This is a genomic window from Streptomyces sp. NEAU-W12 (assembly GCF_026242095.1).
Taxonomy (GTDB): Bacteria; Actinomycetota; Actinomycetes; order Streptomycetales; family Streptomycetaceae; genus Streptomyces.
In genome coordinates this window covers 40,691-65,375 of the sequence record NZ_JAPJDM010000010.1, presented here as the reverse complement: position 1 = coordinate 65,375, position 24,685 = coordinate 40,691, and the positions used below count along the sequence as shown (strand labels likewise).

Here is a 24,685-nt window from a genome sequence, read left to right as displayed (position 1 = left end):
TGACGGAGCCGGACGGTTCGTTGGTTCCCGCTCGTCGGGGCCGGGCGGCCCTCTACGATCCGGCGCATGGACCCCGAGCTGCTGCAACGGATCACCGCGCGGCGCGCGGAACCGGACGAACTCGAAGAACAGCTGATCAAGCAGCTGGCGGAGGTGCGGGCCGAGCGGGCCGAACTCGCCGTCGCCGGGCGGGTCCTTGAGCGGGTGAGCGGACAGCTCGCTGACGGGCGTGCCTCGGTCGCTCCGACGCCCGGGCAGGTGGGCGGCCGGGCGGTGATGCTGATCCCGCACCGCGCACCGGCGGGGGAGGACCCCCCGCCCCGGGGCCCCCCCCGCGCGTTCTCGCCGCTGTGCGGCAGGCCGCCGGGCCGGACCCGGCCCGGCGGCCTGCGAGATGCTGGGAGACGACGTCACCGTGCGGGCCAAGCTGGAACCACTGCACGGGAGGCTGGTCAGACCGACCGCGGCCGGCTGCGCAAACTGCCCGACGGCCGGTTCACCACCCGCCTGTGACCGGGGACGCTGTCGCCCGGAGTGGTGCGCCGCCGGCGTGACCACGGTGTCCCCGGCGGCCGTCATCGCACTGGACAGCCAGGCGGCTGGGGCGGCCCTGGACCGGCCCCATGCCGGCTGGCTCCCGAGCAGACCGGATCGTGGAAGGCCACCCGGCCACAGCAGGCTGGAACCGGTGAGCCGACCGCTCGGCCAGACGACCTGCTCCGCAGACTGTCGCCCTCGACCAGCGTGAGCACCCCGGAGGACTGTCACACCAGCCCTTCGACCTGCGATTGCAAGTTGGCGGAGGCGCACCGTGCGCGCACCGGCCGGTGCGGGGTGCGCATCGAGGGCCTGGCCGAAGCCGACGGCTTCCATCCGGCGCAGGACGCCGGCGACGGCCTCACCGCACTCCTCCGTCGTGAGGACCTGCGCGACGAAGACGATGATCGCGTGGGCGACACCTTCCGTCGCGCCCGGCCCGGCCCGCGCCTCGTCCACGAGCGCGACGTCTCCCGCACCTGACTCCGGGCCACCGGGCTCCGGGCAACCGGGTGCGCGGGGGCCGCCCGCGCACTCCGGCGGCGGGGCTTCTGCCTGCCTGCTCGTGGTCTGTGCCGGAACCGACCAGCTCGGTATCTGTTTTTGGACACCCGTGGTCGCAGGTTTCCCCACAGCAGCACTGCCTGTCACCGGAGCCCAGTAGAGTCCCTCCCGTTCCACTGCCAGGTGCCCTCGGCCGCCGAGGCCGGGCACGCGAGCCTGTCCAGAATGGGTGTGAAGTGAACAGTCACTTACGCCTGCGAATGCGTACGGCGACGGCGGTCCTCCGGACCAGGTTCGCCGCGACGGTCGGAACGGTCGCGATGCTCGCGGCCGTCCTCACCGGCACGACCGTCACCACGGCAAGCGCCGCCGAAGCCGCTTCCCCGCAGGCCGCGGCAGGCGGGTGGTCCTGCGGCGGGGAGCCGGTTCCCCCCGGGTACGTCATCACCTCGCTCAACCGCACCGGCTGCAACGGCAGGGGTTCCTGGTACCAGGAACCCGCCCGCGACGGCATCCGGACCTGCTCGGGCTCGCCGATCGTGCCCGGGTACGTCATCAGCGCCCACGACAAGTACGGTTGCGGCGGCATCGGTTCCTGGCGCCACAAGCTCGCCAAAGACGGCATCTGGACCTGCGCGGATTCACCGATCGTGCCCGGGTACGTCGTGACCGGCCATGACAAGTACGGTTGCGGCGGCATCGGCTCCTGGTACCGCAAGCTCGCCCGTGCCGGCCTGTACGTGTGCCCCACCTCGCCCGTCCCGCCCGGGTTCCGCGCCACCACGGGCAGTGCGAACCAGTGCAGCGGCCTCGGCGGAAGGCTCCTCGTCAACGCCTGACCCCGGTCAGACACACCTCACGCTTGCCGTAAGCGCGCTGAAGGCACCGCGATCCGTGTGGTGCCTTCAGCGCGTTCCCGGCAGCTTCGACGAGGCCGCGTCGGGACGGGCGCGCGTGCCAGTGGTGGCGGTGTGGGGCCGCGCCGGGCGTCAAGGCCCTGGTGGACGCGCTCGGGTGCGCGGCGCCCAGGGTGCGTCCGGTATCCACCTGGATTCCGGCTCGGTTGGGGCTTTTCACGAGGGAGGCTGGGGCGCTGTGCTGCCAGAACCTCGGAGTGCTGCACGGCCTGGTCGCCGTACGGTTCGACGGTACCTGGCACCGGCAGGACCCACGGGGTGGCAAACCGGCGCCCGGTTTGGCCTGGTCGGCGAGCGGCTCGTCTTCACGCCCGACCCTGCGGCCGCCGCTCCTGTACGCCGCACCGCGTCCCGTCGTACGGAAGGCGCTCCAGGCCGCCGTGGACGGCGCACACCTGCGGCGGACGCCTCCCGCCGCACTGCCGGACCTCGCCGGAGCGTGACGCCCCGGCGACGACGGGGCTCAGCGTGCCTCGGCCGCGCGGACCTGCTCCGGGGTCGGTGCCGTGCCGCCGAGGTGGGCCGGCATCCACCAGGTGTCGTCCGGGCCCTTGGGCCGCACCGGGTAGGAGCGCTGCGCGGCCTCCAGCAGTTCCTGGACCCGCTCCCGCAACTGCCGGGTGAGCGCGCCCGCGTACTTGTCCTTGGACGCCTCGACCGCCTCGCCGACGCGCATGGTGATCGGGGTGTGACTGCGCTTGAAGTTGCGGGGGTGCCCCTTGGTCCACAGCCGCTGAGTGCCCCACACCGCCATCGGGATCAGGGGCACGCCCGCCTCCTGCGCCATGCGCGCTGCACCCGACTTGAAGCTCTTCAGCGTGAAGGACTGGGAGATCGTCGCCTCCGGGAAGACGCCCACGATCTCGCCGGAACGCAGCGAGTCGAGCGCGTGCGCGTACGCCGCGTCCCCCTGCTTGCGGTCCACGGGAATGTGCTTCATCCCGCGCATCAGCGGACCCGAGATCTTGTGCCGGAAGACGGCGTCCTTCGCCATGAAGCGCACGAGCCGCTTCTGCGGCAGCGCCGCGAGGCCGTTGAAGACGAAGTCCAGGTAGCTGATGTGGTTGCTGACCAGCACGGCGCCGCCCGTACGCGGGATGTTCTCCGACCCCCGGCAGTCGATCTTGAGGTCCCACGCCTTGAACAGAGTCTGGGCGAAACCGATCACGGGGCGGTAGACGAGTTCTGCCATGGGTGCGGTGGAACCCTTCCTGCTCTGCCTGGGAAGGGGGACTCCCAGTCGAAGTTACGCAGCCGTAGGTTTACGGCTTGTCGCCGATGGTGCCCCAAGAACGGCCGGTGAACCAGCCCTGGTGCCTGCCTGCGGCGAGATTCTCGTCACGTCCACTCCTATGATCCACCTCGGGCTTTTGCGTCGCCGTGACCCCGCGCCCCGTCATCCTCCGCAGGAGCAGGAAGCGTCCGGTACTCCAGGCGGTAACCGGACGCGGCGTCGGGAAGGGGTCGTCGCGGAGTCGGTCGCCGGCCCGGCCCGGGGCCGCACCCCGCTCCGGGTCGACCGACCGTACGGTGAGCGGCCGCCCCGGAGCGGGGTCCTCTCGTGTCGACGGCCACGGATCGGTCGTCCGCAAGGGGGCACCGCATGGGAAACTCGTACGGCAGCGGGAACCCCTGGGGTCCCGTGCGTGCTGCGACAGACGACGACCGGACCGATGGTGTGTGCCGGCGCTCGCGGCGGCGTGTGTCCTGGGAGTGCGGTGGCGGAGAAGGAGGGTGCGGGTGCGCGGGCGGGGCGACGGCAAGCGGCTGCGGGCGGTGGAGATCGGCGCGGACCTCGGTGAACGCGCCACCCTCGTCCAGTTCTCCAGCGCGTTCTGCGCACCCTGCCGGGCGACCCGGAGGGTGCTCGATGAGGTGGCCGGCCTGGTTCCCGGCGTGGCCCATGTGGAGATCGACGCCGAGGCGCACCTGGACCTCGTGCGCCGGCTGGACATCCTCAAGACCCCCACCGTGCTCGTCCTCGACGCCGAGGGCGCCGTCGTCCGGCGTGCCACCGGCCAGCCGCGCAAGGCCGATGTGATCGCCGCGCTCGGCGAGGCCGTGTGACGGTCGGCGAGGCCCGCCACCAGGGACGTTCCGGCGTCCCTCGGGGCTGAGCCGGAGGCGCCGGCTGCTGCGGGCAGGTCGAGTTCCGGTTACGCTGCGTTGCGAAGGTCACAGTTCAAAGCGCTTGCTCAGCGGGAACGAACGGGATGTACTGGCGAGTAATATTTCGCTCGGAAACGTGGATCGCCCCGATCGGGAACGGCCGTTTGAGGCGCCTATGCTGCCTGAAGGCAGGCAGCCAGAAATGACGATTGCAGTAGGAGAGCCGGCGTGAGCTTGAGGATCGTTGTCACAGTGAAGTACGTGCCCGACGCCACTGGCGACCGGCACTTCGCCGATGACCTGACCGTCGACCGCGACGATGTGGACGGTCTGCTCTCCGAGCTGGACGAGTACGCGGTCGAGCAGGCGCTGCAGATCTCGGAGAACTCCGACGACGACGTGGAGATCACCGTCCTGACGGTGGGCCCGGAGGACGCCAAGGACGCGCTGCGCAAGGCGCTGTCCATGGGCGCGGACAAGGCGATCCACGTCGAGGACGACGACCTGCACGGCACCGACGCCATCGGCACCTCCCTGGTCCTGGCCAAGGCGATCGAGAAGGCCGGCTACGACCTGGTCGTCTCCGGCATGGCCTCCACCGACGGTGTCATGGGTGTCGTGCCGGCGCTGCTCGCGGAGCGCCTGGGTGTGCCGCAGGTGACGCTGCTGTCGGAGGTGTCGGTCGAGGACGGCAAGGTCTCGGGCCGTCGTGACGGCGACACCGCGTCCGAGCAGCTCGAGGCGTCGCTGCCGGCGGTCGTGTCGGTCACCGACCAGTCGGGCGAGGCGCGTTACCCGTCCTTCAAGGGCATCATGGCGGCGAAGAAGAAGCCGGTTCAGTCCTGGGACCTGTCCGACCTCGACCTCGACGAGGACGAGGTGGGGCTGGAGAACGCCTACACCGTGGTCGACTCCGCGACCGAGCGCCCGGCCCGCACCGCGGGCACGATCGTCAAGGACGAGGGCGAGGGCGGCAAGCAGCTCGCCGAGTTCCTCGCGAGCCAGAAGTTCATCTGATCCAAGAGGCTCGACTCGCTTCCCGCCCCTCACACTTCGCAAGCAGGAGAGAAGAAGTCCCATGGCTGAAGTTCTCGTCTACGTCGACCACGTGGACGGCGCCGTCCGCAAGCCGACCCTGGAGCTGCTGACGCTGGCCCGCCGCATCGGCGAGCCGGTCGCCGTCGCGCTGGGCAACGGCGCCGCCGACACCGCCGCCACGCTGGCCGAGCACGGCGCGGCGAAGGTCCTCACGCATGAGGCCGCCGAGTACGCCGACTACCTCGTCGTGCCGAAGGTGGACGCCCTCCAGGCCGCCCACGAGGCCGTCTCACCGGCCGCCGTCCTGGTCCCCTCCTCCGCCGAGGGCAAGGAGATCGCGGCCCGCCTGGCGCTGCGTCTGGGCTCCGGCATCATCACCGACGCCGTCGACCTCGAGGCCGGCGACGAGGGCCCGGTGGTCACGCAGTCGGTGTTCGCCGCCGCCTACACCACCAGGTCCCGTGTCTCCAAGGGCACTCCGGTCATCACGGTCAAGCCGAACTCGGCCGCCGTGGAGCCCGCTCCGGCCGCAGGCAGCGTCGAGGCGCTGTCCGTGTCGTTCTCCGGGCAGGCGACCGGCACCAAGGTCACCGGCCGCACCCCGCGCGAGTCGACCGGCCGCCCCGAGCTGACCGAGGCCGCGATCGTGGTCTCCGGCGGCCGCGGTGTCAACGGCGCGGAGAACTTCGCGGTCATCGAGGCGCTCGCCGACTCCCTCGGCGCGGCCGTCGGCGCGTCGCGTGCCGCGGTCGACGCCGGCTGGTACCCGCACACCAACCAGGTCGGCCAGACCGGCAAGAGCGTCTCGCCGCAGCTGTACGTCGCCTCCGGCATCTCCGGCGCGATCCAGCACCGCGCGGGCATGCAGACCTCGAAGACGATCGTGGCGGTCAACAAGGACGCCGAGGCCCCGATCTTCGACCTCGTCGACTACGGCGTCGTCGGCGACCTCTTCGACGTCGTCCCGCAGCTCACCGAGGAGATCAAGACCCGCAAGGGCTGATCCTCTCCGGGGCGTACGAGGCTCCTGCGACCGCGTCCGGCGCGGTCGCAGGAGCCTCGCCCCGTTCCGTTCCCGGCGCGGCGCCCCGGCTCAGTTCGTCCGTCCCAGGGTGAGCGACGTCTGCACCGGCAGATGGTCGCTCGGGAACCGCCCGGCCGGCGCGAAGGTGTTGACCGACGCCCGGTGCACCGTGACGCCGGGCGTGGTCAGGATCCAGTCGATACGGGGGCCGCCCGGCACCAGCGGCCTGTACCCGTGGAACGTCCCGTACGCCTCGCCCCGCTCGGCCGCCGCGTCCCAGGTGTCGACGAGACCGGCGTCCAGCATCGTGTCGTACACCGGGTTCCCGTGGGCGGCGACGTTGAAGTCCCCCGTCACGATCACGGGCAGGGAGCGGGCCGGCCCGGTGACGCGTTCGGCGAGCAGGGCGGCGGCCCGCTCGCGTGCGTACTGGCTCGCGTTGTCCAGGTGGGTGTTGAACACGTAGAACTCCCGGTCACCGGCGTGCAGGTCACGGAAGCGGACCCAGGTGACCATGCGGACATGGGCGTTGCCCCAGGTGTTCGAGGCGATCAGGTACGGCGTGTCGGAAAGCCAGAAGTGGTCGTACTCCAGCGGGGCGAGCCGGCGGGTGTCGTAGAGGATCCCCATGAACTCGTCGCGGCTGCCGCCCGCCCGGCCGGTGCCGATCCAGTCGTAGGACGGGCCCAGGTCGGCCTCGATGTCGCGCAGCTGCTGGTGGAGGCCCTCCTGGGTGCCGATGACGTGCGGCTGCTCGTGGCGCAGCAGTCGGCGTGTCACGGGTCTCCGGACGGCCCAGCTGTGGGGCTCCGCCGTACTGGCGAAGCGCAGGTTGAACGACATGAGTTCAGCGGCCCGCCCTGTCGTTCCTGCCGTTCCCGGGCCGAGGTGTGCTCGGCGGGCAGTGCTGTACTGGAGAGCGGAAGGGCGACGGAGGCGGCGAGCGCCGTCCTCAGTCCCAGGCGGCGCGTGACTCGGCTGCGGTTCGGCACAGGAGCTCCTTCGCTGGTGCTGCGCGGCGGTGTCCGGGTGAGTCGGGCGTATGTCGGGGTGCGCCGGTGCGCGGTGTGGTGCGTGCCGGTCCGGTGCCGGGCGCTGCGTGGTTCCGTGACGGACGGTGCCAGATGGATGTGAACATGACGAGATGGCGGAGTGGATCGGGACGCAGGAGGGGGCAGGACGGTGTTGACCGGCGCGAAGGCCGCCCGATAACTTCATTCAACGGATTGTTGATTCCGCATCGCGGAAAATGTGGGGCAGGTGCGCCTCGAGGCGCCAGGGATCGGGAGGGCGCGGGATGAGCCGGAACCGGCAGGAGCAGGTGGCGACGAGCATCCCGGGCCCCGTCGGTGCGGGGATCGGCGCCTCCCTGGTGCCGGTCGACGCCGAGCTGGAGCGCCGCTACCCCGGAGACCCCGGTACCCGACAGCCCGTTCACACCGTCTACGTGCCCGGCGACGCCTTCACCGCCGGCACCCTTCGCTCCTGGGGCGATCAGGCCCTGGCCGCTCTCGACGAACACGCTCCGGACGCCGTCTCGTTCGCCGCAGCCGTCGGGATGGACCCCGCACTGGCCGGGGACGTGTACGGGCGCGTCCGCGCCAAGCTGGAGCGCGAACCCGTGGAGGACCTGCGCGTCGACTTCGAGGACGGGTACGGCAACCGCCCCGACTCCGAGGAGGACGAGACCGCCGCCCGCACCGCGCGCCTGATCGCCGAGGCGTACCGGGACGGTGCGGCGCCCCCGTACATGGGCATCCGGATGAAGTGCATGGAGGCCGCGGTGCGTGACCGGGGCATCCGTACCCTCGACATCTTCCTCACCGGCCTGGCCGAGGCAGGCCCACTGCCCGACGGGCTGGTGCTGACGCTGCCCAAGGTCACGTACGCCGAGCAGGTCACCGCCATGGTGCGGCTCCTCGACGCCTTCGAAAAGGCGCGCGGGCTGGAACCCGGTCGGCTCGGCTTCGAGATCCAGGTCGAAACCAGCCAGGCCGTCCTCGCCGCCGACGGCACCGCCACCGTCGCCCGGATGATCCAGGCCTCCGAGGGCCGGGCCACCGGGCTGCACTACGGCACCTTCGACTACAGCGCCTGCCTCGGGGTCTCCGCCGCCCACCAGGCCAGTGACCACCCGGCGGCCGATCACGCCAAGGCCGTCATGCAGGTCGCCGCCGCGGGCACCGGTGTACGCGTGTCGGACGGTTCCACCAACGTCCTGCCCGTCGGCCCGACCCCACAGGTCCACGCCGCGTGGCGGCTGCACCACGGCCTCACCCGCCGGGCCCTGGCCCGCGCCTACTACCAGGGCTGGGACATGCATCCCGGTCATCTGCCCACCCGTTACGCGGCCGTCTTCGCCTTCTATCGCGAGAGCTTCGAGCAGGCCGCCGCCCGGCTCGCCCGGTACGCCGCCCGGACCTCCGGCGACGTCATGGACGAGCCGGCCACAGCCGGGGCGCTGGCCGGTCACCTGCTGCGCGGCCTGGACTGCGGTGCCCTGGACCACGCCGAAGTGGCACGGGCGACGGGCCTGACCCGCGCCGGCCTGGAGGGCTTCGCGTCCCCGCGCCGGGGTCACCCGGCGGGAGGGCCCGGATGAGGGGCGTCGGCGACGCCGCGCCGGTGCCAGGAGGTCCCGGCCGCCGGGCCGTGCGTACTGCTTCGGAACCGGCGCCCGCACGGGCGGCTCCTCCTCGAAGGGCGGCCGCCCCGCGCGGTTCCGGCGGACCGGGGCGCTCAGTCCGCCGGGGGCAGCTCGCCCGAGCCGCGCGCGATCAGCCTGGTCGGCAGCTCGATCCGCTCGGGGGCGATCAGGGTGCCGTCCAGCTGGCGGAAGAGGCGCTCGGCCGCGGTCCGGCCGAGGGCGGCGGAGTCCTGGGCGACGACCGTGAGTCCCGGCCGGAGCAGATCGGCGAGCTCGATGTCGTCGAAGCCGACGAGTGCGACCGGGCGGGACCGCTCGCTCAGGACCCGGATCACGGTGACCGTCACCCGGTTGTTGCCCGTGAAGACCGCCGTGACCGGATCGGGGCGGGACAGCATCTCCTCGGTGGCCCGGCGCACCCGCTCGGGGTCGGTGACCCCCAGGGACATCCAGGCGCCCTCCACCGGTATGCCCGCGTCCTCCATGGCCGCGCGGTAACCGCGCAGCCGCTCGGAGGCGGTGTGGATGCCGGGCATGTCACCGATGAAACCGATTCTGCGGTGCCCGTGGGCGATCAGATGGGCCACGCCGTCACGGGCGCCGCCGTAGTTGTCCGACACGACGACGTCGGCGTCTATCCGGCCGGCCGGCCGGTCCACGAAGACCGTGGCGACGCCCGCCCTGAGCTCCGGCTCGAGATACCGGTGGTCGTCACCGGCCGGAATCACCACCAGTCCGTCCACCCTGCGGGCGCACAGCGCCAGCACCAGTTCCTGCTCGCGGTCGGCGTCCTCCGCGCTGGAACCGTTGATCAGCAGTGCGCCGTGCGCGCGGGCGACCTCCTCGACCGCCCGGCTCAGCGGACCGTAGAACGGGTCCGCGAGATCCTCCAGGACCAGCCCCACACTGGCGGTACGGCCCTTGCGCAGCACCCGCGCGCTGTCGTTCCGGCGGAAACCGAGCGCCTCGATGGACTCCTGCACCCGGCGCTCCGTCTCCGGCGTGACCCCGGGTTCGCCGTTGACCACCCGCGAGACCGTCTTCAGGCCGACGCCGGCACGGGCCGCCACGTCCTTCATGGTCGGGCGGCTGCCGTAACGGGACCCTGGGAGGCGGTGGATGCGGCGGGGCGTCTCCGGCACGGTACGGTGTCCTGTCCTGTAGGCCACGGGCTGCGTGGGGCCATGGGGTCGTATGAGGATGTGGCGTCGAGCATAGAGCCTGGACAACGTTGTCAGGCTCAGGGACACTGTCCACCGCACGCCCCGGCCCGCGAGTGGTCGCGACATCGGGGTGCGGCTCGCCCCCGTGTGCCGGTTCATGGCCGCGCATGGGCTGTTTCGGCGCCTTTTTCATGGTTGACGGGGAGAATCGACACTGATGCACACCGACCTCGTGGCAGCGCTCGACATCGGCGGGACCAAGATCGCCGGCGCGCTGGTGGACGGGCAGGGCCGGATACTGGTCCGCGCTCAGCGGCCGACGCCCGCCCGGAAGGACGGCGAGACCGTGATGCGGGCGGTCGACGTGGTGCTGGGCGAGCTCGCCGCGTCCCCGCTGTGGGAGCACGCGAGAGCCGTCGGCATCGGCAGCGCGGGCCCCGTGAACGCCTCCACGGGCACGGTGAGCCCGGTGAACGTGCCCGGATGGCGCGACTACCCGCTGGTCGCCGGGGTCCGGGCCGCCACCGGTGGCCTGCCCGTGGAACTGATCGGCGACGGCGTGGCGATCACGGCGGCCGAACACTGGCAGGGCGCCGCCCGCGGCCACGACAACGCGCTGTGCATGGTCGTCTCGACCGGGGTCGGCGGCGGACTCGTGCTGGGCGGCAGGCTGCACCCCGGGCCGACCGGCAACGCGGGGCACATCGGCCACATCAGCGTGGATCTCGACGGCGACCCGTGCCCGTGCGGCTCGCGCGGCTGCGTGGAACGCATCGCGAGCGGGCCCAACATCGCCCGCCGGGCCCTGGCGAACGGCTGGCTCCCCGGACCGGACGGCGACACCTCCGCCGCCGCGGTGGCCACCGCGGCCCGCGCGGGGGACCCGGTGGCCGTGGCGTCGTTCGCGCGGGCCGCGCGGGCGCTGGCCGCCGGAATCGCGGCCACCGCGACGCTCGTCGAGATCGACATCGCGGTGGTCGGCGGGGGAGTGGGCAAGGCGGGTGAGGTCCTCTTCGCCCCCCTGCGCCAGGCCCTGACCGAGTACGCGACGCTGTCGTTCGTCCGGCGTCTCGTGGTGACGCCGGCGCGGATGGGCACCGACGCCGGGCTGGTGGGCGCCGCGGCGGCGGCCCTGACCCGGCGGACGGACCCGGCGGCGGCAGGCGTCTGACCGAGACCGGGGCACGGACGCCCGCAGGAACGTTCACGCCGTGCCGTACGAGTCCGTACCGCCGTGGGTGTCCGTACGTTCCCGTGCGGCCGTGCGTGACCTCGGGGCGGCTTCGCCGTTGAACCCGGCATGAAGAAGCGCAGCATGCTCGCCATCGCCTCCCTCGCCACCGGGTTCGTCGTCGCGGCGGTCACCCCGTCGCACGCGCTCGGTGAGGGACTCGACAGCCTTCCCGCCGGTGACGCACTCAGCACCCTCGATCACGCCGTCACCGACGACGCCCTCGCCGCCACGGCCGACGGCGACCGGGAAACCAAGGACTGACGGGCCGCACGGCGGAACCCCCCCCCACGGCGCCGGCGCCTCCCCCCTGAGGGGCACCGGCGTCGTCGGTGTGCGTTCTCAACTCGTGCTGGTTTCCGTGGCAGGGTGGAGCGGGCAAGCCACAGGGGGCCGACGGAGGAGGGGGAACCGTGATCGTCTGGATCAACGGTGCGTTCGGTGCGGGGAAGACCACGACCGCACGGGAACTGATCGAGCTGATCCCGAACAGCGCGCTCTTCGACCCCGAGGTCATCGGCGGGGCGCTCAGTCAGCTGCTTCCGCCCAAACGCCTCGCCGAGGTGGGCGACTTCCAGGACCTTCCCATCTGGCGCCGGCTCGTGATCGACACGGCGGCGGCGATGCTCGCCGAACTCGGCGGGACCCTGGTCGTCCCCATGACCCTGCTGAGACAGGAGTACCGTGACGAGATCTTCGGCGGCCTCGCGGCCCGCCGGATTCCGGTCCGGCATGTCCTCCTCGCTCCGGCGGAAACGATCCTGCGTGAGCGAATAGCGGGCCGGGAGGTTCCGCCGGACCTCCCGGACGGCGAGATGCGGATCCGACAGTGGTCCTACGACCACATCGAGCCGTACAAAGCCGCTCTGGCCTCCTGGCTCACCGCCGACGCCTACCCCGTCGGCACCGGCTCGCTCAGCCCGTACGACACCGCCGTCCGGATCGCCGAGGCGGTCGGCAGCGGTGAGGTCCCCGCCTGCGACATCGTGCAGACACCCGAGCCGACCGCCGAGACCGTCGCCGCCGGTGTCCTCCTCTTCGACGAGCGCGACAGAGTGCTGCTCGTCGACCCGACGTACAAGCCGGGCTGGGAGTTCCCCGGCGGAGTCGTCGAACCCGGTGAGGCACCCGCGCGCGCGGGTGTCCGCGAAGTCGCCGAGGAGACCGGCATCCGCCTCGACGACGTACCGGCCCTGCTCGTCGTCGACTGGGAACCGCCCGCACCACCCGCCTACGGCGGCCTGCGCCTGCTCTTCGACGGCGGCCGCCTCGCCGCCGCCGATGCCGCACGGCTGCTGCTGCCCGGCCCCGAACTGCGCGACTGGCGCTTCGTCTCGGAGACGGAGGCCGCCGACATGCTGCCCCCGGTCCGCTACGAACGGCTCCGCCGCGCCCTGCGGGCACGGGAACGCGGGAGGGCGATGTATCTGGAAGCCGGGGTTCCGGTCGGCTGACGTCCGGAACCCGACCGGACCTCGCACGCTGTCCCGCAGCCGGGCCGCGCGGGTGGGATCAGCCCGTGGGCCCGGCCGCGGACGCGTAGGTGCGCAGGAACAGCGCCTCCGTGACCGACAGCCGCTCCAGCTCGTCGGGCGAGACGCTCTCGTTCACCGCGTGGATCCGGGCCTCCGGCTCACTCAGGCCGATGAGCAGGATCTCCGCCTGCGGGTAGAGGGCCGCGAGGGTGCTGCACAGCGGGATGGAGCCGCCCTGGCCCGCACAGCTCATCTCCTGGCCCGGGTACGCGACCGCCATCGCGTCGGCCATGGCCCGGTAGGCCGGGCTGCTGGTGTCGGCGCGGAACCCCTGCCCCTGTCCGATGTGCTCGATGCTCACCTGCGCGCCCCACGGCGTGTGCGCCTCCAGATGCGCCTGGAGCAGTTTGGTCGCCTCGGCCGTGTCGACACCCGGCGGCACGCGCAGGCTGATCAGCGCGCGGGCGCTCGCCTGTACGGACGGGGTCGCGCCGACGACCGGCGGGCAGTCGATGCCGAGGACGGTGACGGCCGGGCGGGCCCAGATGCGGTCGGCGACCGTGCCGGAGCCGATCAGCTCCACGCCGTCGAGGACCTTGGCGTCCTTGCGGAACTGCTCGTCGTCGTACTGCAGCCCTTCCCAGGTGCTGTCGCCGGTGAGCCCGTCGACGGTGGTGCTGCCGTCCTCGGCGCGCAGCGAGTCCAGGACGCGGACCAGGGCGGCCAGGGCGTCGGGTGCGGCACCGCCGAACTGGCCCGAGTGCAGGTTGCCTTCGAGGGTGTCGACGCGCAGCCGTACGAGCGTCATGCCGCGCAGGGTGGCGGTCACCGTCGGCAGACCGGCGCGGAAGTTGCCGCTGTCGCCGATGACGACGGTGTCGGCCGCCAGCAGTTCGGGATGCTGCTCGGCGTACCGCTCCAGGCCGCCGGTGCCCTGTTCCTCCGAACCCTCGGCGATCACCTTGACGTTGACGGGAATGCCACCGTCGGCCCTGAGCGCGCGCAGCGCCAGCAGGTGCATGATCACACCGCCCTTGCAGTCGGCGGTCCCGCGCCCGTACCAGCGGCCGTTCCGCTCGGTCAGCTCGAACGGCGGGGTGTCCCAGCCGGCCTCGTCCAGTGGCGGCTGCACGTCGTAGTGGGCGTACAGGAGCACCGTCCTGGCACCCTCGGGGCCGGGGAGGTAGCCGTACACCGACTGCGTGCCGTCCGGGGTGTCGAGGAGGGCCACGTCCTGGAACCCCTCGGCCGTGAGCGCGTCGGCGACCCAGCGTGCGGCGCCCTCGCTCTCGCTGCGCGGGAACTGGTCGAAGTCCGCCACGGACTTGAAGGCCACCAGTTCGGCGAGTTCCTCCTTCGCCCTGGGCATCAGCGAGGCGACGGTCATGGCGACCTGATTCGACGACATGGGCACGCTCCTTGTGGGTGCGACGTTGTACGGATGCGTACTTCGTGAGCGAGGCGATCGTGGAGCACGGGTGAGGTCCGGTGTACGGGGCACCCATGCCGCACGATCCTCCCACAGCGGCTCCGAGTGATCGTCGCCGTAGTATGCGGTGGACAGACGGGGGCACCCCCTGCTCGATCGAAGCCGGGAGCTGGGGGGAGACAGGCGGCTGGATCGGGAGCAGTAGACCATCGTGAGCAGCGAGAACTCTTCGGCGGACGACGCGCGGCAGGTATGGGACGTCGTGGTGGTGGGCGCGGGACCCGCGGGGGCCTCGGCCGCCTACGCGGCAGCGGTTGCGGGACGGCGCGTGCTGTTGCTGGAGAAGGCGGAACTGCCGCGTTACAAAACGTGCGGCGGCGGCATCATCGGCCCCTCGCGCGACTGTCTGCCGCCCGGCTTCGAGCTCCCGCTCAAGGACCGGGTGCATGCGGTGACGTTCTCGAACAACGGCCGTTTCACCCGTACCCGCCGGTCCCGGCAGATGCTGTTCGGGCTGATCAACCGGCCCGAGTTCGACCACCAGCTGGTGGAACACGCGCAGAAGGCCGGCGCCGAGGTGCGCACCGGCTCAGCCGTGCAGCGGATCGAGCAGCACGGCTCGGCCGTACCGGACCGCCGCACGGTCGCCCTTGTCCTGCAGGGTGGCGAGACCGTGCTCGCACGGGCCGTGGTCGGCGCGGACGGCAGCGCCGGCCGCATAGGAGCACACGTCGGGGTCAAGGTGGACCAGGTCGACCTGGGCCTGGAGGCGGAGATCCCGGTGCCGGACACCGTCGCCGAGGACTGGAAGGGACGGGTGCTCATCGACTGGGGCCCGATGCCCGGCAGTTACGGCTGGGTTTTCCCCAAGGGCGACACGCTCACGGTCGGCGTGATCTCCCGACGCGGTGAAGGCGCCGCGACCAAGCGGTACCTGGAGGACTTCATCGGACGGCTCGGTCTCGCCGGCTTCGAACCGAGCGTCTCCTCCGGTCACTTGACCCGGTGCCGGACGGATGACTCTCCGCTGTCGCGCGGACGGGTGCTCGTGTGCGGGGACGCGGCCGGACTGCTGGAGCCGTGGACCCGTGAGGGCATCTCGTTCGCGCTGCGCTCGGGCCGGCTGGCGGGGGAGTGGGCGGTGCGCATCGCCGAGGCCCACGACGCCGTGGACACCCGTCGGCAGGCGCTGAACTACGCCTTCGCGGTCAAGGCGGGACTCGGTACCGAAATGAGTGTGGGCAAGCGGATGCTGGCCGCGTTCGAGCGGCGCCCCGGGGTGTTCCACGCCGTCCTCACCGGCTTCCGGCCCGCCTGGAACGCCTTCCGGGACATCACCCGCGGTTCGACGACCCTCGGCGAGCTGGTCCGTACCCACCCGCTGGCCCATCGCGCCATGACCGCGCTGGACCGGCGCCCCGCAGGCGGCGGCTCCGCTGCCGGGAACGGGTCCGCTGCCGGGAACGGGTCCGCTGCCGGGGGCGGGGCCGGAGACGGGTCCGGGGCCGGGGCCGGGGGCGGAACAGCGGCCGGTGGAGCGTCCGAGGCCGGGGGCGCGTCCGCCAGTTCGTGACCGTGATCCGGAAGACCGGGTGGTCGGGGGCGATACGGCACGGGGGAGAGGGCGACACTCCGGGCAAGGCATCCGCTGCTCGCCCGTCCGCCGCAGCGGTGGCTGCCGCCGGCCGGTGACGCCGTTGCCTCCTGGAACGAGGAGATGGTGATCGCGTCCTGGGCGACGGCGGAACCGGCCGGGACCGCGGGGCCGGCCCTCGCTGATGGCGCCGGCCGGCATCGGCCCGGCCGGCGAGGAGACCGCCCGCCGCCCGGCCGGCAGCCCGCTCACCGCCAAGACCCACGTCAGCCGCGCCATGGCCGAACCCGGCGTCCGGGACCGCACTCAACGGGTCTTCCCGGCCTACGCGTCGGGCCTGGACCGACCGGGCCGGTCCGGCTGATCCGGTGCCCGGAACCGCATCAGCACACTGATCACCCGAACGAGGAAGAGGACCGGCGCAAGCACCACCCCGGTGCCGAGCAGCAGTCCTTCGACGGCATCGGGGAGAGTGAAGAGCAGCGCCGGACCCGCCGCGGCGCCGAAGACGACCGCAGCGGCGAACGCCGCGCTGCACAGCGCGTAGCCGGTCTCGACCGTGATCGCATCCCGCTCGGCCTGAGTTCGCCGCACCCGTGATCCCCCCACCCGTGTAACCTGCTTGACCTTCCGAGAAGTCAAGCAGCCCGGATCCGGGCGGACAAGGAGCCCCAAGCGCGTACGTGGCGTGGGCGGTGTGCCTGCTACGGTGCGGCCATGGCGGCGAAGCAGGTCGAACAGGCGCTCGTGCAGCAGTGGCGGGAGATCCTGGCCCTGCATGCGCGCACGCAGTGCGAACTCGACCGTGCACTGCACGAACACGGCCTGTGCGGAAGTGACTTCGAAGTCCTCGACATCCTCGCGGGCGCGCTGCGCGGCTGTTCCTACCGCGTCCAGGAGATCGCCGAACGCGTCCACCTGAGCCAGAGCGCGCTGTCCCGGCTGATCGCCCGCCTGGAGCGGGAAGGGCTCGTCGAGCGGGGCTTGTGCGCGGAGGACCGGCGGGGCGTGCGGGTCTCGCTGACGGAGAAGGGGCGCGCGCTGCACGACGAGGTACTGCCCGTGCAGCGCGCGGTGCTGACCCGGATGCTCACGCGCGACTGACCCGAGGCTCCCGGCCCAGGATTCCCGCGAACCGGAAGACGTCCACGGACGGGAGCGTGCCGTACGCGGCCGTGGCCGGCGGAGGAAGGGGTGGCGGGCCATCCCCTCCCTTGGCCAGAGGCCAGGCCGGGGCCGCCCTGCGGGTCACGAACCCGATCACCGTGGCCGCCGCCGCGAGTACCGCCACGCCGGCCAGGGCGGCCGGAAGGCTGAACCAGTCCGCCATCGAGCACCCCGCACCCCGGCTCTTCCCGTCGCCGCAGATGCCGGGAAGGCCGATGACCAGCAGGCAAATCGCCCGTCGACTGCCCGGCACCGGACTCCCCACCGAAGCGGGACGATGCGCGGCCCTGCTCGACCTCTGCACGCGAATCCCTCCAGGCGTTCTCCGGCGCCCCCCGGGATCAGTCCTCCGGCGGCCGAGCACTGGTCGGCCGAGGCCGTCGGAACCGCCTACGCAGCCGAGGCCGCCCGCCGACCGGACGGCTGAGAGCGATCACGCAGGAGACGCACTCTCGGCGCCCGGCCACGACGGCCCGCACCGGCTCGGCCGGGTCACACCCGTCGGTACGGCGCCGTACCGGCAGCGATGTGTGGTGACACCCGGCTTCGTGGGGCGACGACCTCGTCCACGTCTCCACGTGTGTGCGGGGCGACACGGCGGAATGGTTCCGCTCGTCACGCCTGTCCGGGGAACATGGCCGCGGACACCAAGGGCCGGGGCCGCGCCGTTGTCGGGGACCGCGACCGGGCCACGCCATCCGGGGGGATGCCATGGACACAGCCGTACGCACACGGACGACGGGCAGGGGGCGCGGAGTGCTGGAGGGGGCGTTCGCGTTGCTGGAAGCCCTGCGGCAGCACGGCGACGAGGCAGGGGTGACCGAACTGGCGGTCGCTTGCGGAGTGCCCAAGAGCACCGCCCACCGGCTGCTGGAGCAGCTGGTGGCCCTGGGGGCCGTGGAGCGCCGTGGCCTGCGCTACCGGCTGGGCGCGCAGCTCTACCGGCTCGGCCAGGCGTGGCAGCCGCACCCGGGATTGCGCGTGGCGGGACGCCTGCCGCTGCACCGGCTTGAGGGCCGCCACCGGAGGCAGTGTGGTGCTGGCGGTGATGCACGAGGAACGGGCCCTGACCGTCTGTTCGGTGCCCGGCCGGGTGGAGCCACTCGTGCCGGTCCGTAACGGCGAGGCGTTCCCGCTGGAGACGGCGCTGGGCCAGGCGCTGCGGGGCCCGGTGCGCAGCGGCGTCGTACTGGACCGGGAGGATGTGGTGGCCGGGGTCTGCTGCGCCGCGCTGCCGGTGCGGTCCCCGGCGGGGGCCGTGGTGGGGGCGGTGGCCGTGATGGTCGAGGCCGGTCAGCGGCTGGAGGTGGTGGCGGGCCGGGTCGCCGAAGCGGCCGTCGCCGTCACCCGTGCACTGGGCCGGGCCGGGATCGAAGTGCGTCCGTGAGCGTGTGTCCGGCCGCGTTCCGCTCAGCGGAACGCGCGTAGATGTGAGGCGGTAGCGGTGGGCAGGGTGGATGCGTGCCGGGGGACGGCACGGGCCTCGCAGGACCAGGCGGGGCCACCACCTCATCCAAGGGGGAACCAGTCATGCGTGGAATCGTTCGAGTGGCCACGGCCGCTCTGTTCTCGCTGGGCAGCGTCGCCGGGTTCGCCGGGACGGCCCAGGCCGAGCCGATCGACCACGTCCGCATCGAACTGCTGGAGCTGACCTGGCACCAGCAGAGCGAGGGCGATCACGACGAGGCCTACCTGAAGGTCACCGACGCCAACGGCAACGCCGTCAAGGTGTGGCCGGGAAGCCTCAAGTACCAGACGATGGGCACGGGGTACGTCCGGTCGATGACCGATGGCAACGGCAAAGCGGCCCTCGTCCTCGGCAAGCAGCAGGCGCGCACCATGACGCTGTGGGACTATGACACGACGAGCGGCGACGACAAGCTGGGTTCGACGCTCGCGACGGGCAGTGAGGCGGGTGCCGAGATCCAGTACCGCTCGCTCGAGGGGTCCGGCGGCGTCTACACCATCGCCTACCGGGTCATCGACATCTGACGGTCCCGGCGACGAACCGCACGCCCCATCGGCGCGATCACCGGATGGGGCGGTGGACGTTCTTCCCGGCCGACGGGCCGGAAGTGGAGGCGGCGATCCGGGGGCGCCGTCGCGTTCGGGGCGATGGCGTCCTCCAGCCAGGTGTACGTGCCGGACAGGACGTCCTCGAGGACCCTGCGGTCGAGGTCGTCGGTGTTGCTCCATAGCCGGCCGAACAGCTCCTCGACCGGGTGCCCAAGGCGAAAACGACCTCTGAGGCGCTATTCCGCGCAGACGAACATCCGAACCTACCGAGACCGGGTGGGCGAGAGGGAGCCGGCGGCCGGCGCGCCCAGCCCCGCGCCGGTCGTGCCACCCAGGCTGAACGCGGCGTGGAAGCCCGGCATGACGGGACGCCGCAGCACGGCCACCAGATCGACGGCCGCACCGTTGAAGGCGACGTCGATACCGCCGTAGGCCGCGACGCACACCAGAAGCACGGCGCCGGGCGCGAGCGCGGAGTGGGTGAGCGGCGGCAGGCCGGCACTGAGGCAGAGCAGGACCGCGCAGACCACGGTGACAGGATGACTGCCGTAGCGGCGGCACAGCCGGCCGGTGAAGACCATGATGGCGACGGCCCCGGAGGGGACCCCGGGCAGGGCGAGCCCCTGTCCGCTCGCGGAGGCGCCGGTCTGCTCCTTGACGGCGGAATGCGCACGACCCAGTCGGCGAGGACGAAGCCGTCGAGCGCGAAGAGGAGGGGCAGGACGAGGAGGAGGCGGGCGAGGCCGGAGCGCGGCACGACACCGTGCGAGCGGAGTCGGCAGGGGTTCCGCTTCCGGTGGCGGGCCTGGCCCGTGCGGCATGGGGAAGGCGTCGATACCGCCGTGGGAGTGGCTCTGTAACCCGTGTGAGCGCCTCGAATGGTGGGAGTCGGGTCCATGACTGACGGTAGATCACGTCGGGGCTCGGTCCATGTGCTGACGTGGGGTCAGCAGCCGGGGCCACCGACGGAAGGACACTCGGATGCGCTCTGCCCGCATGCTGCTCGCCACCGCGACGGCCACCGCGGCCCTCGTGGTCTCGGCGCCCACAGCCTTCTCCCTCACGATGGGCGACGGGGAGCACGACAAGTCTTCCTACAGCAAGGAGCACGACAAGGACAGCAGCCACGACAAGCCGTACGGCGGAATCCACACGGGTGGTGGCGCCCTGGCCGCCGTGAGCGAGGACGGCTGGAGCAGCGAGCACGACAAGGACGAGTCGAAGGACGAGGGCAAGTACGAGGAGAAGGGCAAGCACGAGGACGAGGACAAGAAGAAGGACAGCAGCCACGACAAGCCCAGTGGCGGTGTGCACACCGGTGGTGGCGCCCTGGCCGCCGTGAGCGAGGACGGCTGGAGCAGCGAGCACGACAAGGACGAGTCGAAGGACGAGGGCAAGTACGAGGACAAGGACGAGTCGAAGGACGAGGGCAAGTACGGGGACAAGGACGAGGAGAAGGGCAAGCACGAGGACGAGGACAAGAAGAAGGACTGGGGGCACGACAAGCCCAGTGGCGGTGTGCACACCGGTGGTGGCGCCCTGGCCGCCGTCAATGAGGACGGCTGGAGCGGCAAGCACGACAAGGAAGAGTCGAAGGACGAGTACGAGGGCAAGAAGGACTGGGAGCACGAGAAGCCGAGCGGTGGCATGCACACCGGCGGTGGCGGGCTCTCCGACCCGAGTGTCTCCGGCGGCGGCCTGGCCGCGCTGGCGGTTCTCGGCGCCGGTGCCTACGCGCTGCGGCGCAAGAAGGCGTCCGGAAGCGTGGCCTGAGCCATGCCCGGCGCCATAGCAGACGGGGCCGCCGTACACGCGTCGCGTGTCATGGCGGCCCCGCTCGCCCTTTCGCCCCCCGTTCTTGCTGCCGTATCCGAATGAGGTGGTCCCCGATGGCAGCCCGCCCCCCTTCCTCCGTCCCCACCGATCCGGCCCCGGCGCGGCGGAAGCTGCGCGCCGTCATGACGGCGATTTTCTGGGGTACGGCAATCCTGGTGCTGGCGGTGACCCTGCTCGGCGGCAGGGAGGGCCCGCCTGCCGACGCCCTCGGCAAGCACGCCCCTCCCGCGGCCTCTGCCACGGTCACCGCTTCCGCCGCCGCTTCTTCCTCTGCCTCCGCCACGCGTCCTGAGCCAAGCCGTTCCGACGCGCCTCAGCCGGCCGGCACGTACCTGCCGCGGTCCGCCCCGACCCGGTTGCGCATCCCCGACATCAAAGTCGACGCGCCCTTCACCGATCTGGCCATCGGCGCTTCGGGCCAGCTCGACGCACCACCCCCGGACGACATCAACCTGGTCGGCTGGTTCGCCGACGGAGCGTCCCCGGGGGAGCGCGGAACATCGATCATCGCCGGACACGTGGACACGAAGACCTCGGCCGCGGTGTTCGTCCGGCTCTCCGAACTCGAGAAGGGCGACCGCTTCGAGGTGGAGCGGGCCGACGGGCGTGAGGCGAAGTTCGTGGTCGACCACGTGGAGTCGTTCGCCAAGGACGGCTTCCCCGACGAGCGCGTCTACGCCGACACGGACGATGCCCAGGTCCGGCTCATCACCTGCTCCGGGGAGTACGACCGCAAGGCCAAGGACTACACCGAGAACCTGGTGGTCTTCGCCCACCTGGTCTGACGTGCACGAACCGGTCGGCCCGGCCCGAATGGATCGCTGCCCGGAAGGGGGAAGGGCACCCTTCCGGGCAGCGCGTTCTTCAGGCCACGGTGCACACCGACCCGTTGAGGGTGAACGCCGACGGGGCGGGGTTGCTGCCCGTCGTGGTGGCGGTGAAGCCGAGGGTGACGGAGCCCGCCGCGGGGATCGACGCGGTGTAGGGGGCCGAGGCGACACCGACCTCGGAACCGGTCTGGACGGGGGTGCCGCCCCACATGGTGGTGACGCGCTGGGTGCCGGGGAAGGTCCAGTTCAGCGTCCAGCCGGCGACCGCCGAGCTGCCGGTGTTGCGGATGGTCACCTCGCCCTGGAATCCGCCGGGCCATTCGTTCGCCACCCGGTAGGCGACCGCGCAGGAGCCCTGGCTCCCGCCGGAGGACGTGGTGACCGTCACCGTGCCGGAGCGCGGTGAGCGGTTGCCGGCCGCGTCCCGGGCGTACACGGCGAACGTGTGGGAGGACCCGGGGGAGAGACCGGTGAGGGTGGCGGAGGTGCTTGTGGTCGTGGTGGCGACCGTTTCCTCACCGTCGCCGATCCGGACGACGTCGTAGCCCGTCACCCCGTTCTCGTCGGTGGCCGCCGCCCAGGAGAGCGTGGCCGACGAGGAGGTCACCGCGGAGGCGGCCGGCGTGCCGGGGGCGGTCGGGGCCGTGGTGTCACCGCCCGAGCCGGAGGAGTAGATCTCGGCCTCCTCGGAGGTGGCGGCGATGCCGTTGACGCCGTTGAAGAGCCGCTGCCCCCAACTGGTCAGCTGGCCCGGGTCGAAGTTCGTGACCATGTCCAGGTACTCGACCCCGCCGCCGTTGCCGCTCCAGGACCAGCCGAGGTAGCCGAGGCCGAGCTGCTGGGTGACGGCCAGGATGGCGTCCTCGTCGGGGTTCCCGTCCGAGTGGTCGTGGCCGAACTCGCCCACGACGATCGGCAGTCGCGCGGAGACGAAACGGCCCAGGTAGTCGCTGATCTCGGCGGCGGTGTCGAAGACGCCGTACATGTGGATGGAGAACACCGTGTTGGCGTCCGGGTCGGCGGCGAAGACCGAGGCGGCGTTGTCACGCATGGTGAACGCCCAGTCCTGGCCCCAGTTGGGGGCGTCGACCATCAGCGTGTGGTCGAAGCCCGCGTTGCGCAGTTTCTGGATGGCGGCCTTGGTGTCGGCCGTCCAGTTCGCGTAGCCGGTGTTGCCGTAGGGCTCGTTGCCGATGTTGACGACGACGTGGTCCTCCTGGCCGGTCAGCGCGCTCTGGACGCCGATCCAGTAGTCGGCGGCGCGGGAGAGGGTGGCCGCTCCGCTCTGCTCGCCGTAACCGGTGGTGTCGTGCACCTCGAGGACGCAGATCAACCGGTTCTGCTTGCACTGCGCGACGACGTTCGTCACGTCGGCGGTGTCGTTGGCGGTCCACCGGTCGCCACTGGAGAGGACCACGCGCACGGTGTTGGCGCCCTTGGCCTTGATGTGCGCGAGGGAGCTGATCCGGTCCGTGTACCAGGTGTGGGCGTGGTTGACCCCGCGCATCACGAAGTCGTTCCCGGAGGCCTCCAGCAGCCGGCCGTTCTCGACGCGGAAGCCGGTGGGTGCCGCGTGCGCCGGGGTGCCCAGGGCGAGGAGGGGGAGCAGGAGGCCCAGGAGGGCGGAGATCAGGCCGGCTGTACGGGGGAGTGCGGTGATACGGGGGACGGAGGTCGGTGCGGACGCAGGGGAGGGCGCGGGCGGACGGGATCTCATGGCGGCTCCAGAGGGGCGATTCGGGTGGGAGGAGTGACGCGGGGGGCGGGTCGGTCCCGGTTCGATTCCGGATCCGGTGCTGGTGCGTTGTCCGTGCCGTGGTTCATGAGGGAGCGGCATCCGTGCCGTGGGTGGTGCGGTGCGTGCGTCGGTGTGAGGGCTGTACGGGGGGAGTGCTGTACGCGCGCCGCGGGTCAGGAGGCCGCCGTGGCCGTGCAGTCGACGGTTGCCGCCGGAACCCCGGAGGTGGCCGGGGTACTGGCGATGAAGCCGAAGGAGGCGCTCGCGCCGGGATCGAGAGTGCCGTTCCAGCCCGCGTCGGTGACGGTCACCGTGCCGTCGTCGGCGGTGCCGGGCGTGCCGCCCCACACCTGGGTCAGCCGCGCGCCGTCGGCCGGCACCACCGTCACGGTCCAGCCGGTGAGCGCGGCGGCGGAGGTGTTCCGTACCGTCACCTCGGCCCGGTAGCCGCCCGGCCAGGTCGACCCGGCCAGGAACGACGCGGTGCAGGTGGCGTCGTCACCGGGGTCGCCAGGATCGCCGGGGCCGCCCGGGACGCCCTGTTCGAGGACGTCCGCCAGGGCCGGATACCAGCGGGCGGCGATCTTCTCGTTGCCGGCGTCGTCCGGGTGCACGCCGTCATAGGTGTCGGTGGCCGTGTCGAAGCCCGTCCACTGGTCGACCACGGTCACCGGCGAACGGGTGGTGCTCGCCTCCGCGGCCCAACCCGGAATCCGCGCGTTGAAATCGACGACGCGCTGGGCGCAGCCGGTGCAGCCGGCAGGGTTCATCGGGATGATCCGGGCGACCAGGAGCCGTGTGTCCGGGTTGGCCGTCCGCATCTGCGTCACCAGCTTGGTGTAGGCGGCGAGGATGCGCTCGGGAGGAACGCTGCTCCAGACATCGTTCGTACCGAAGTGCATGACAACGATGTCCGGCCGAGTCGCCGCCAACCGCGCGGGCAGCAGGTCCCGGTCCGCGACGTTGGTCACCAGCTCGCCGCCGTGGCCCTCGTTGTCGCCGTCGTGCGCCACGCCGCAGCCCTGGCCGGGCAGGGTGCCCACGAAGTCGATGTCCGTGTGGCCGGCGTCCTGCAGCCTGTTCCACAGCAGGGCCCGCCAGCAGCCCGGTGAGCCGGTGATCGAGTCGCCCAGCGGCATGATGCGGACGGGGGCCGCGTCCGGTGCCGCGACCGCGCGCGGGGCGAGGGGGAGGGTGAGGCCGAGCGGGAGGAGCAGGGTGGTCAGCACGAGCAGGGCCCGTAGCGGTAAGCGGTCGATGACGCGCATGGTGTTCCCTTCCCTGGACGAGGTGGGAGCGCTCCCATGAGGACATCAAGTCATCTTTGTCGGTGGCTCGTCAAGGGGCTGGAGCGAGGGAGTGCGGGCAGATCATGGGCGTGGCGCCCAAGTGGGCCCCCCCCCAGATATGGCCCGCCGGGGGGGGGCCTT

General features: G+C 72.0%; 24 protein-coding genes and 4 pseudogenes. 19 read left to right on the top strand and 9 right to left on the bottom strand.

Annotated features, from left to right (window positions below):
- Positions 1-66: 66 nt before the first annotated feature.
- The 4 genes from ORI94_RS14315 (at position 67) to ORI94_RS14300 (ending at position 2,401) form a co-directional block, all read left to right on the top strand.
- Positions 67-513: a hypothetical protein gene (locus tag ORI94_RS14315; RefSeq protein WP_266075168.1), complete on the top strand. Its 447-nt coding sequence runs from the start codon at positions 67-69 to the stop codon at positions 511-513.
- 282 nt (positions 514-795) lie between these two features.
- On the top strand, positions 796-1,020 hold the full coding sequence (locus tag ORI94_RS14310; RefSeq protein WP_266075166.1) for a hypothetical protein: 225 nt from the start codon (positions 796-798) through the stop codon (positions 1,018-1,020).
- A 281-nt stretch (positions 1,021-1,301) separates the two neighbouring features.
- Complete coding sequence (locus tag ORI94_RS14305) at positions 1,302-1,880, top strand: hypothetical protein (RefSeq protein WP_266075165.1); 579 nt, start codon at positions 1,302-1,304, stop codon at positions 1,878-1,880.
- A 224-nt stretch (positions 1,881-2,104) separates the two neighbouring features.
- Complete coding sequence (locus tag ORI94_RS14300; RefSeq protein ID WP_416237823.1) at positions 2,105-2,401, top strand: hypothetical protein; 297 nt, start codon at positions 2,105-2,107, stop codon at positions 2,399-2,401.
- A gap of 20 nt (positions 2,402-2,421) precedes the next feature.
- Here the strand turns inward: ORI94_RS14300 and ORI94_RS14295 are convergent, their stop codons facing one another.
- Entirely contained in the window at positions 2,422-3,150 is a 729-nt protein-coding gene (locus ORI94_RS14295) for a lysophospholipid acyltransferase family protein (protein ID WP_266075164.1), read from the bottom strand.
- A gap of 542 nt (positions 3,151-3,692) precedes the next feature.
- Between ORI94_RS14295 and ORI94_RS14290 the strand changes: the two genes are divergently transcribed.
- From ORI94_RS14290 to ORI94_RS14280, 3 genes are all read left to right on the top strand, one after another.
- Positions 3,693-4,025 carry a thioredoxin family protein gene (locus ORI94_RS14290; protein WP_266075163.1) on the top strand — a complete coding sequence of 111 codons (333 nt, stop codon included), beginning with the start codon at positions 3,693-3,695 and terminating at the stop codon, positions 4,023-4,025.
- Between the two features lie 270 nt (positions 4,026-4,295).
- Positions 4,296-5,084 (top strand): electron transfer flavoprotein subunit beta/FixA family protein, encoded by a 789-nt coding sequence (locus ORI94_RS14285; RefSeq protein WP_042169412.1) that lies wholly within the window; start codon positions 4,296-4,298, stop codon positions 5,082-5,084.
- Positions 5,085-5,145: 61 nt separating this feature from the next.
- On the top strand, positions 5,146-6,108 hold the full coding sequence (locus tag ORI94_RS14280; protein WP_266075159.1) for an electron transfer flavoprotein subunit alpha/FixB family protein: 963 nt from the start codon (positions 5,146-5,148) through the stop codon (positions 6,106-6,108).
- A gap of 90 nt (positions 6,109-6,198) precedes the next feature.
- On the opposite strand, the pseudogene ORI94_RS14275 reads toward ORI94_RS14280, so the two are convergent.
- A pseudogene (locus ORI94_RS14275) lies at positions 6,199-7,121 on the bottom strand (endonuclease/exonuclease/phosphatase family protein).
- Positions 7,122-7,426: 305 nt separating this feature from the next.
- Here ORI94_RS14275 and ORI94_RS14270 point away from each other — a divergent pair.
- Positions 7,427-8,731: a DUF6986 family protein gene (locus tag ORI94_RS14270; protein WP_266075157.1), complete on the top strand. Its 1,305-nt coding sequence runs from the start codon at positions 7,427-7,429 to the stop codon at positions 8,729-8,731.
- A 137-nt stretch (positions 8,732-8,868) separates the two neighbouring features.
- Here ORI94_RS14270 and ORI94_RS14265 read toward each other — a convergent pair whose 3' ends face one another.
- Complete coding sequence (locus ORI94_RS14265; RefSeq protein ID WP_266075155.1) at positions 8,869-9,918, bottom strand: LacI family DNA-binding transcriptional regulator; 1,050 nt, start codon at positions 9,916-9,918, stop codon at positions 8,869-8,871.
- 238 nt (positions 9,919-10,156) lie between these two features.
- On the opposite strand from ORI94_RS14265, the gene ORI94_RS14260 reads away from it, so the two are divergent.
- The 3 genes from ORI94_RS14260 to ORI94_RS14250 all read left to right on the top strand — a co-directional run bounded on the left by ORI94_RS14260 (position 10,157) and on the right by ORI94_RS14250 (position 12,624).
- The gene (locus ORI94_RS14260) at positions 10,157-11,110 is read left to right on the top strand and encodes an ROK family protein (RefSeq protein WP_266075154.1); all 954 of its coding nucleotides are present in this window, start codon (positions 10,157-10,159) and stop codon (positions 11,108-11,110) included.
- 129 nt (positions 11,111-11,239) lie between these two features.
- Entirely contained in the window at positions 11,240-11,434 is a 195-nt protein-coding gene (locus ORI94_RS14255) for a hypothetical protein (RefSeq protein WP_266075153.1), read from the top strand.
- Positions 11,435-11,583: 149 nt separating this feature from the next.
- Entirely contained in the window at positions 11,584-12,624 is a 1,041-nt protein-coding gene (locus ORI94_RS14250) for an NUDIX hydrolase (RefSeq protein ID WP_266075152.1), read from the top strand.
- Between the two features lie 58 nt (positions 12,625-12,682).
- On the opposite strand, the gene ORI94_RS14245 is transcribed toward ORI94_RS14250, so the two are convergent.
- Positions 12,683-14,053 (bottom strand): dipeptidase, encoded by a 1,371-nt coding sequence (locus ORI94_RS14245; RefSeq protein ID WP_266075150.1) that lies wholly within the window; start codon positions 14,051-14,053, stop codon positions 12,683-12,685.
- 232 nt (positions 14,054-14,285) lie between these two features.
- Between ORI94_RS14245 and ORI94_RS14240 the strand changes: the two genes are divergently transcribed.
- Both ORI94_RS14240 and ORI94_RS14235 read left to right on the top strand, forming a co-directional pair.
- Positions 14,286-15,647: a geranylgeranyl reductase family protein gene (locus tag ORI94_RS14240; protein ID WP_266075148.1), complete on the top strand. Its 1,362-nt coding sequence runs from the start codon at positions 14,286-14,288 to the stop codon at positions 15,645-15,647.
- A 202-nt stretch (positions 15,648-15,849) separates the two neighbouring features.
- A pseudogene (locus ORI94_RS14235) lies at positions 15,850-16,032 on the top strand (DNA-binding response regulator); the annotation flags it as partial.
- Here the strand turns inward: ORI94_RS14235 and ORI94_RS14230 are convergent.
- Entirely contained in the window at positions 15,993-16,262 is a 270-nt protein-coding gene (locus tag ORI94_RS14230) for a DUF6332 family protein (protein WP_266075146.1), read from the bottom strand. The pseudogene ORI94_RS14235 and the gene ORI94_RS14230 overlap by 40 nt on opposite strands.
- 123 nt (positions 16,263-16,385) lie before the next feature.
- On the opposite strand from ORI94_RS14230, the gene ORI94_RS14225 reads away from it, so the two are divergent.
- From ORI94_RS14225 to ORI94_RS14210, 4 genes are all read left to right on the top strand, one after another.
- Positions 16,386-16,772 (top strand): MarR family winged helix-turn-helix transcriptional regulator, encoded by a 387-nt coding sequence (locus tag ORI94_RS14225; protein WP_266075144.1) that lies wholly within the window; start codon positions 16,386-16,388, stop codon positions 16,770-16,772.
- Between the two features lie 774 nt (positions 16,773-17,546).
- Positions 17,547-17,954, top strand: a complete 408-nt coding sequence (locus ORI94_RS14220) for a helix-turn-helix domain-containing protein (RefSeq protein WP_266075142.1) — start codon at positions 17,547-17,549, stop codon at positions 17,952-17,954.
- Entirely contained in the window at positions 17,941-18,222 is a 282-nt protein-coding gene (locus ORI94_RS14215) for an IclR family transcriptional regulator domain-containing protein (protein ID WP_266075140.1), read from the top strand. The genes ORI94_RS14220 and ORI94_RS14215 overlap by 14 nt, the downstream gene beginning before the upstream one ends.
- A 143-nt stretch (positions 18,223-18,365) precedes the next feature.
- The gene (locus ORI94_RS14210; protein WP_266075138.1) at positions 18,366-18,827 is read left to right on the top strand and encodes a hypothetical protein; all 462 of its coding nucleotides are present in this window, start codon (positions 18,366-18,368) and stop codon (positions 18,825-18,827) included.
- A gap of 37 nt (positions 18,828-18,864) precedes the next feature.
- Here ORI94_RS14210 and ORI94_RS14205 read toward each other — a convergent pair.
- Together ORI94_RS14205 and ORI94_RS14200 are read right to left on the bottom strand one after the other, a co-directional pair.
- Positions 18,865-19,054: pseudogene (locus ORI94_RS14205) on the bottom strand (hypothetical protein); the annotation flags it as partial.
- A 69-nt stretch (positions 19,055-19,123) separates the two neighbouring features.
- Positions 19,124-19,608: pseudogene (locus tag ORI94_RS14200) on the bottom strand (MFS transporter); the annotation flags it as partial.
- Positions 19,609-19,832: 224 nt separating this feature from the next.
- Between ORI94_RS14200 and ORI94_RS14195 the strand changes: the two are divergent.
- Both ORI94_RS14195 and ORI94_RS14190 read left to right on the top strand, forming a co-directional pair.
- Positions 19,833-20,624 (top strand): hypothetical protein, encoded by a 792-nt coding sequence (locus tag ORI94_RS14195; protein WP_266075136.1) that lies wholly within the window; start codon positions 19,833-19,835, stop codon positions 20,622-20,624.
- A 116-nt stretch (positions 20,625-20,740) separates the two neighbouring features.
- Complete coding sequence (locus ORI94_RS14190; protein WP_266075134.1) at positions 20,741-21,472, top strand: class F sortase; 732 nt, start codon at positions 20,741-20,743, stop codon at positions 21,470-21,472.
- Between the two features lie 79 nt (positions 21,473-21,551).
- Here ORI94_RS14190 and ORI94_RS14185 read toward each other — a convergent pair whose 3' ends face one another.
- Positions 21,552-23,234, bottom strand: coding sequence for a cellulase family glycosylhydrolase (locus ORI94_RS14185; protein ID WP_266075132.1), 1,683 nt, complete (start codon positions 23,232-23,234; stop codon positions 21,552-21,554).
- Between the two features lie 194 nt (positions 23,235-23,428).
- Positions 23,429-24,523 (bottom strand): GDSL-type esterase/lipase family protein, encoded by a 1,095-nt coding sequence (locus ORI94_RS14180; RefSeq protein WP_266075130.1) that lies wholly within the window; start codon positions 24,521-24,523, stop codon positions 23,429-23,431.
- Positions 24,524-24,685: the final 162 nt, after the last annotated feature.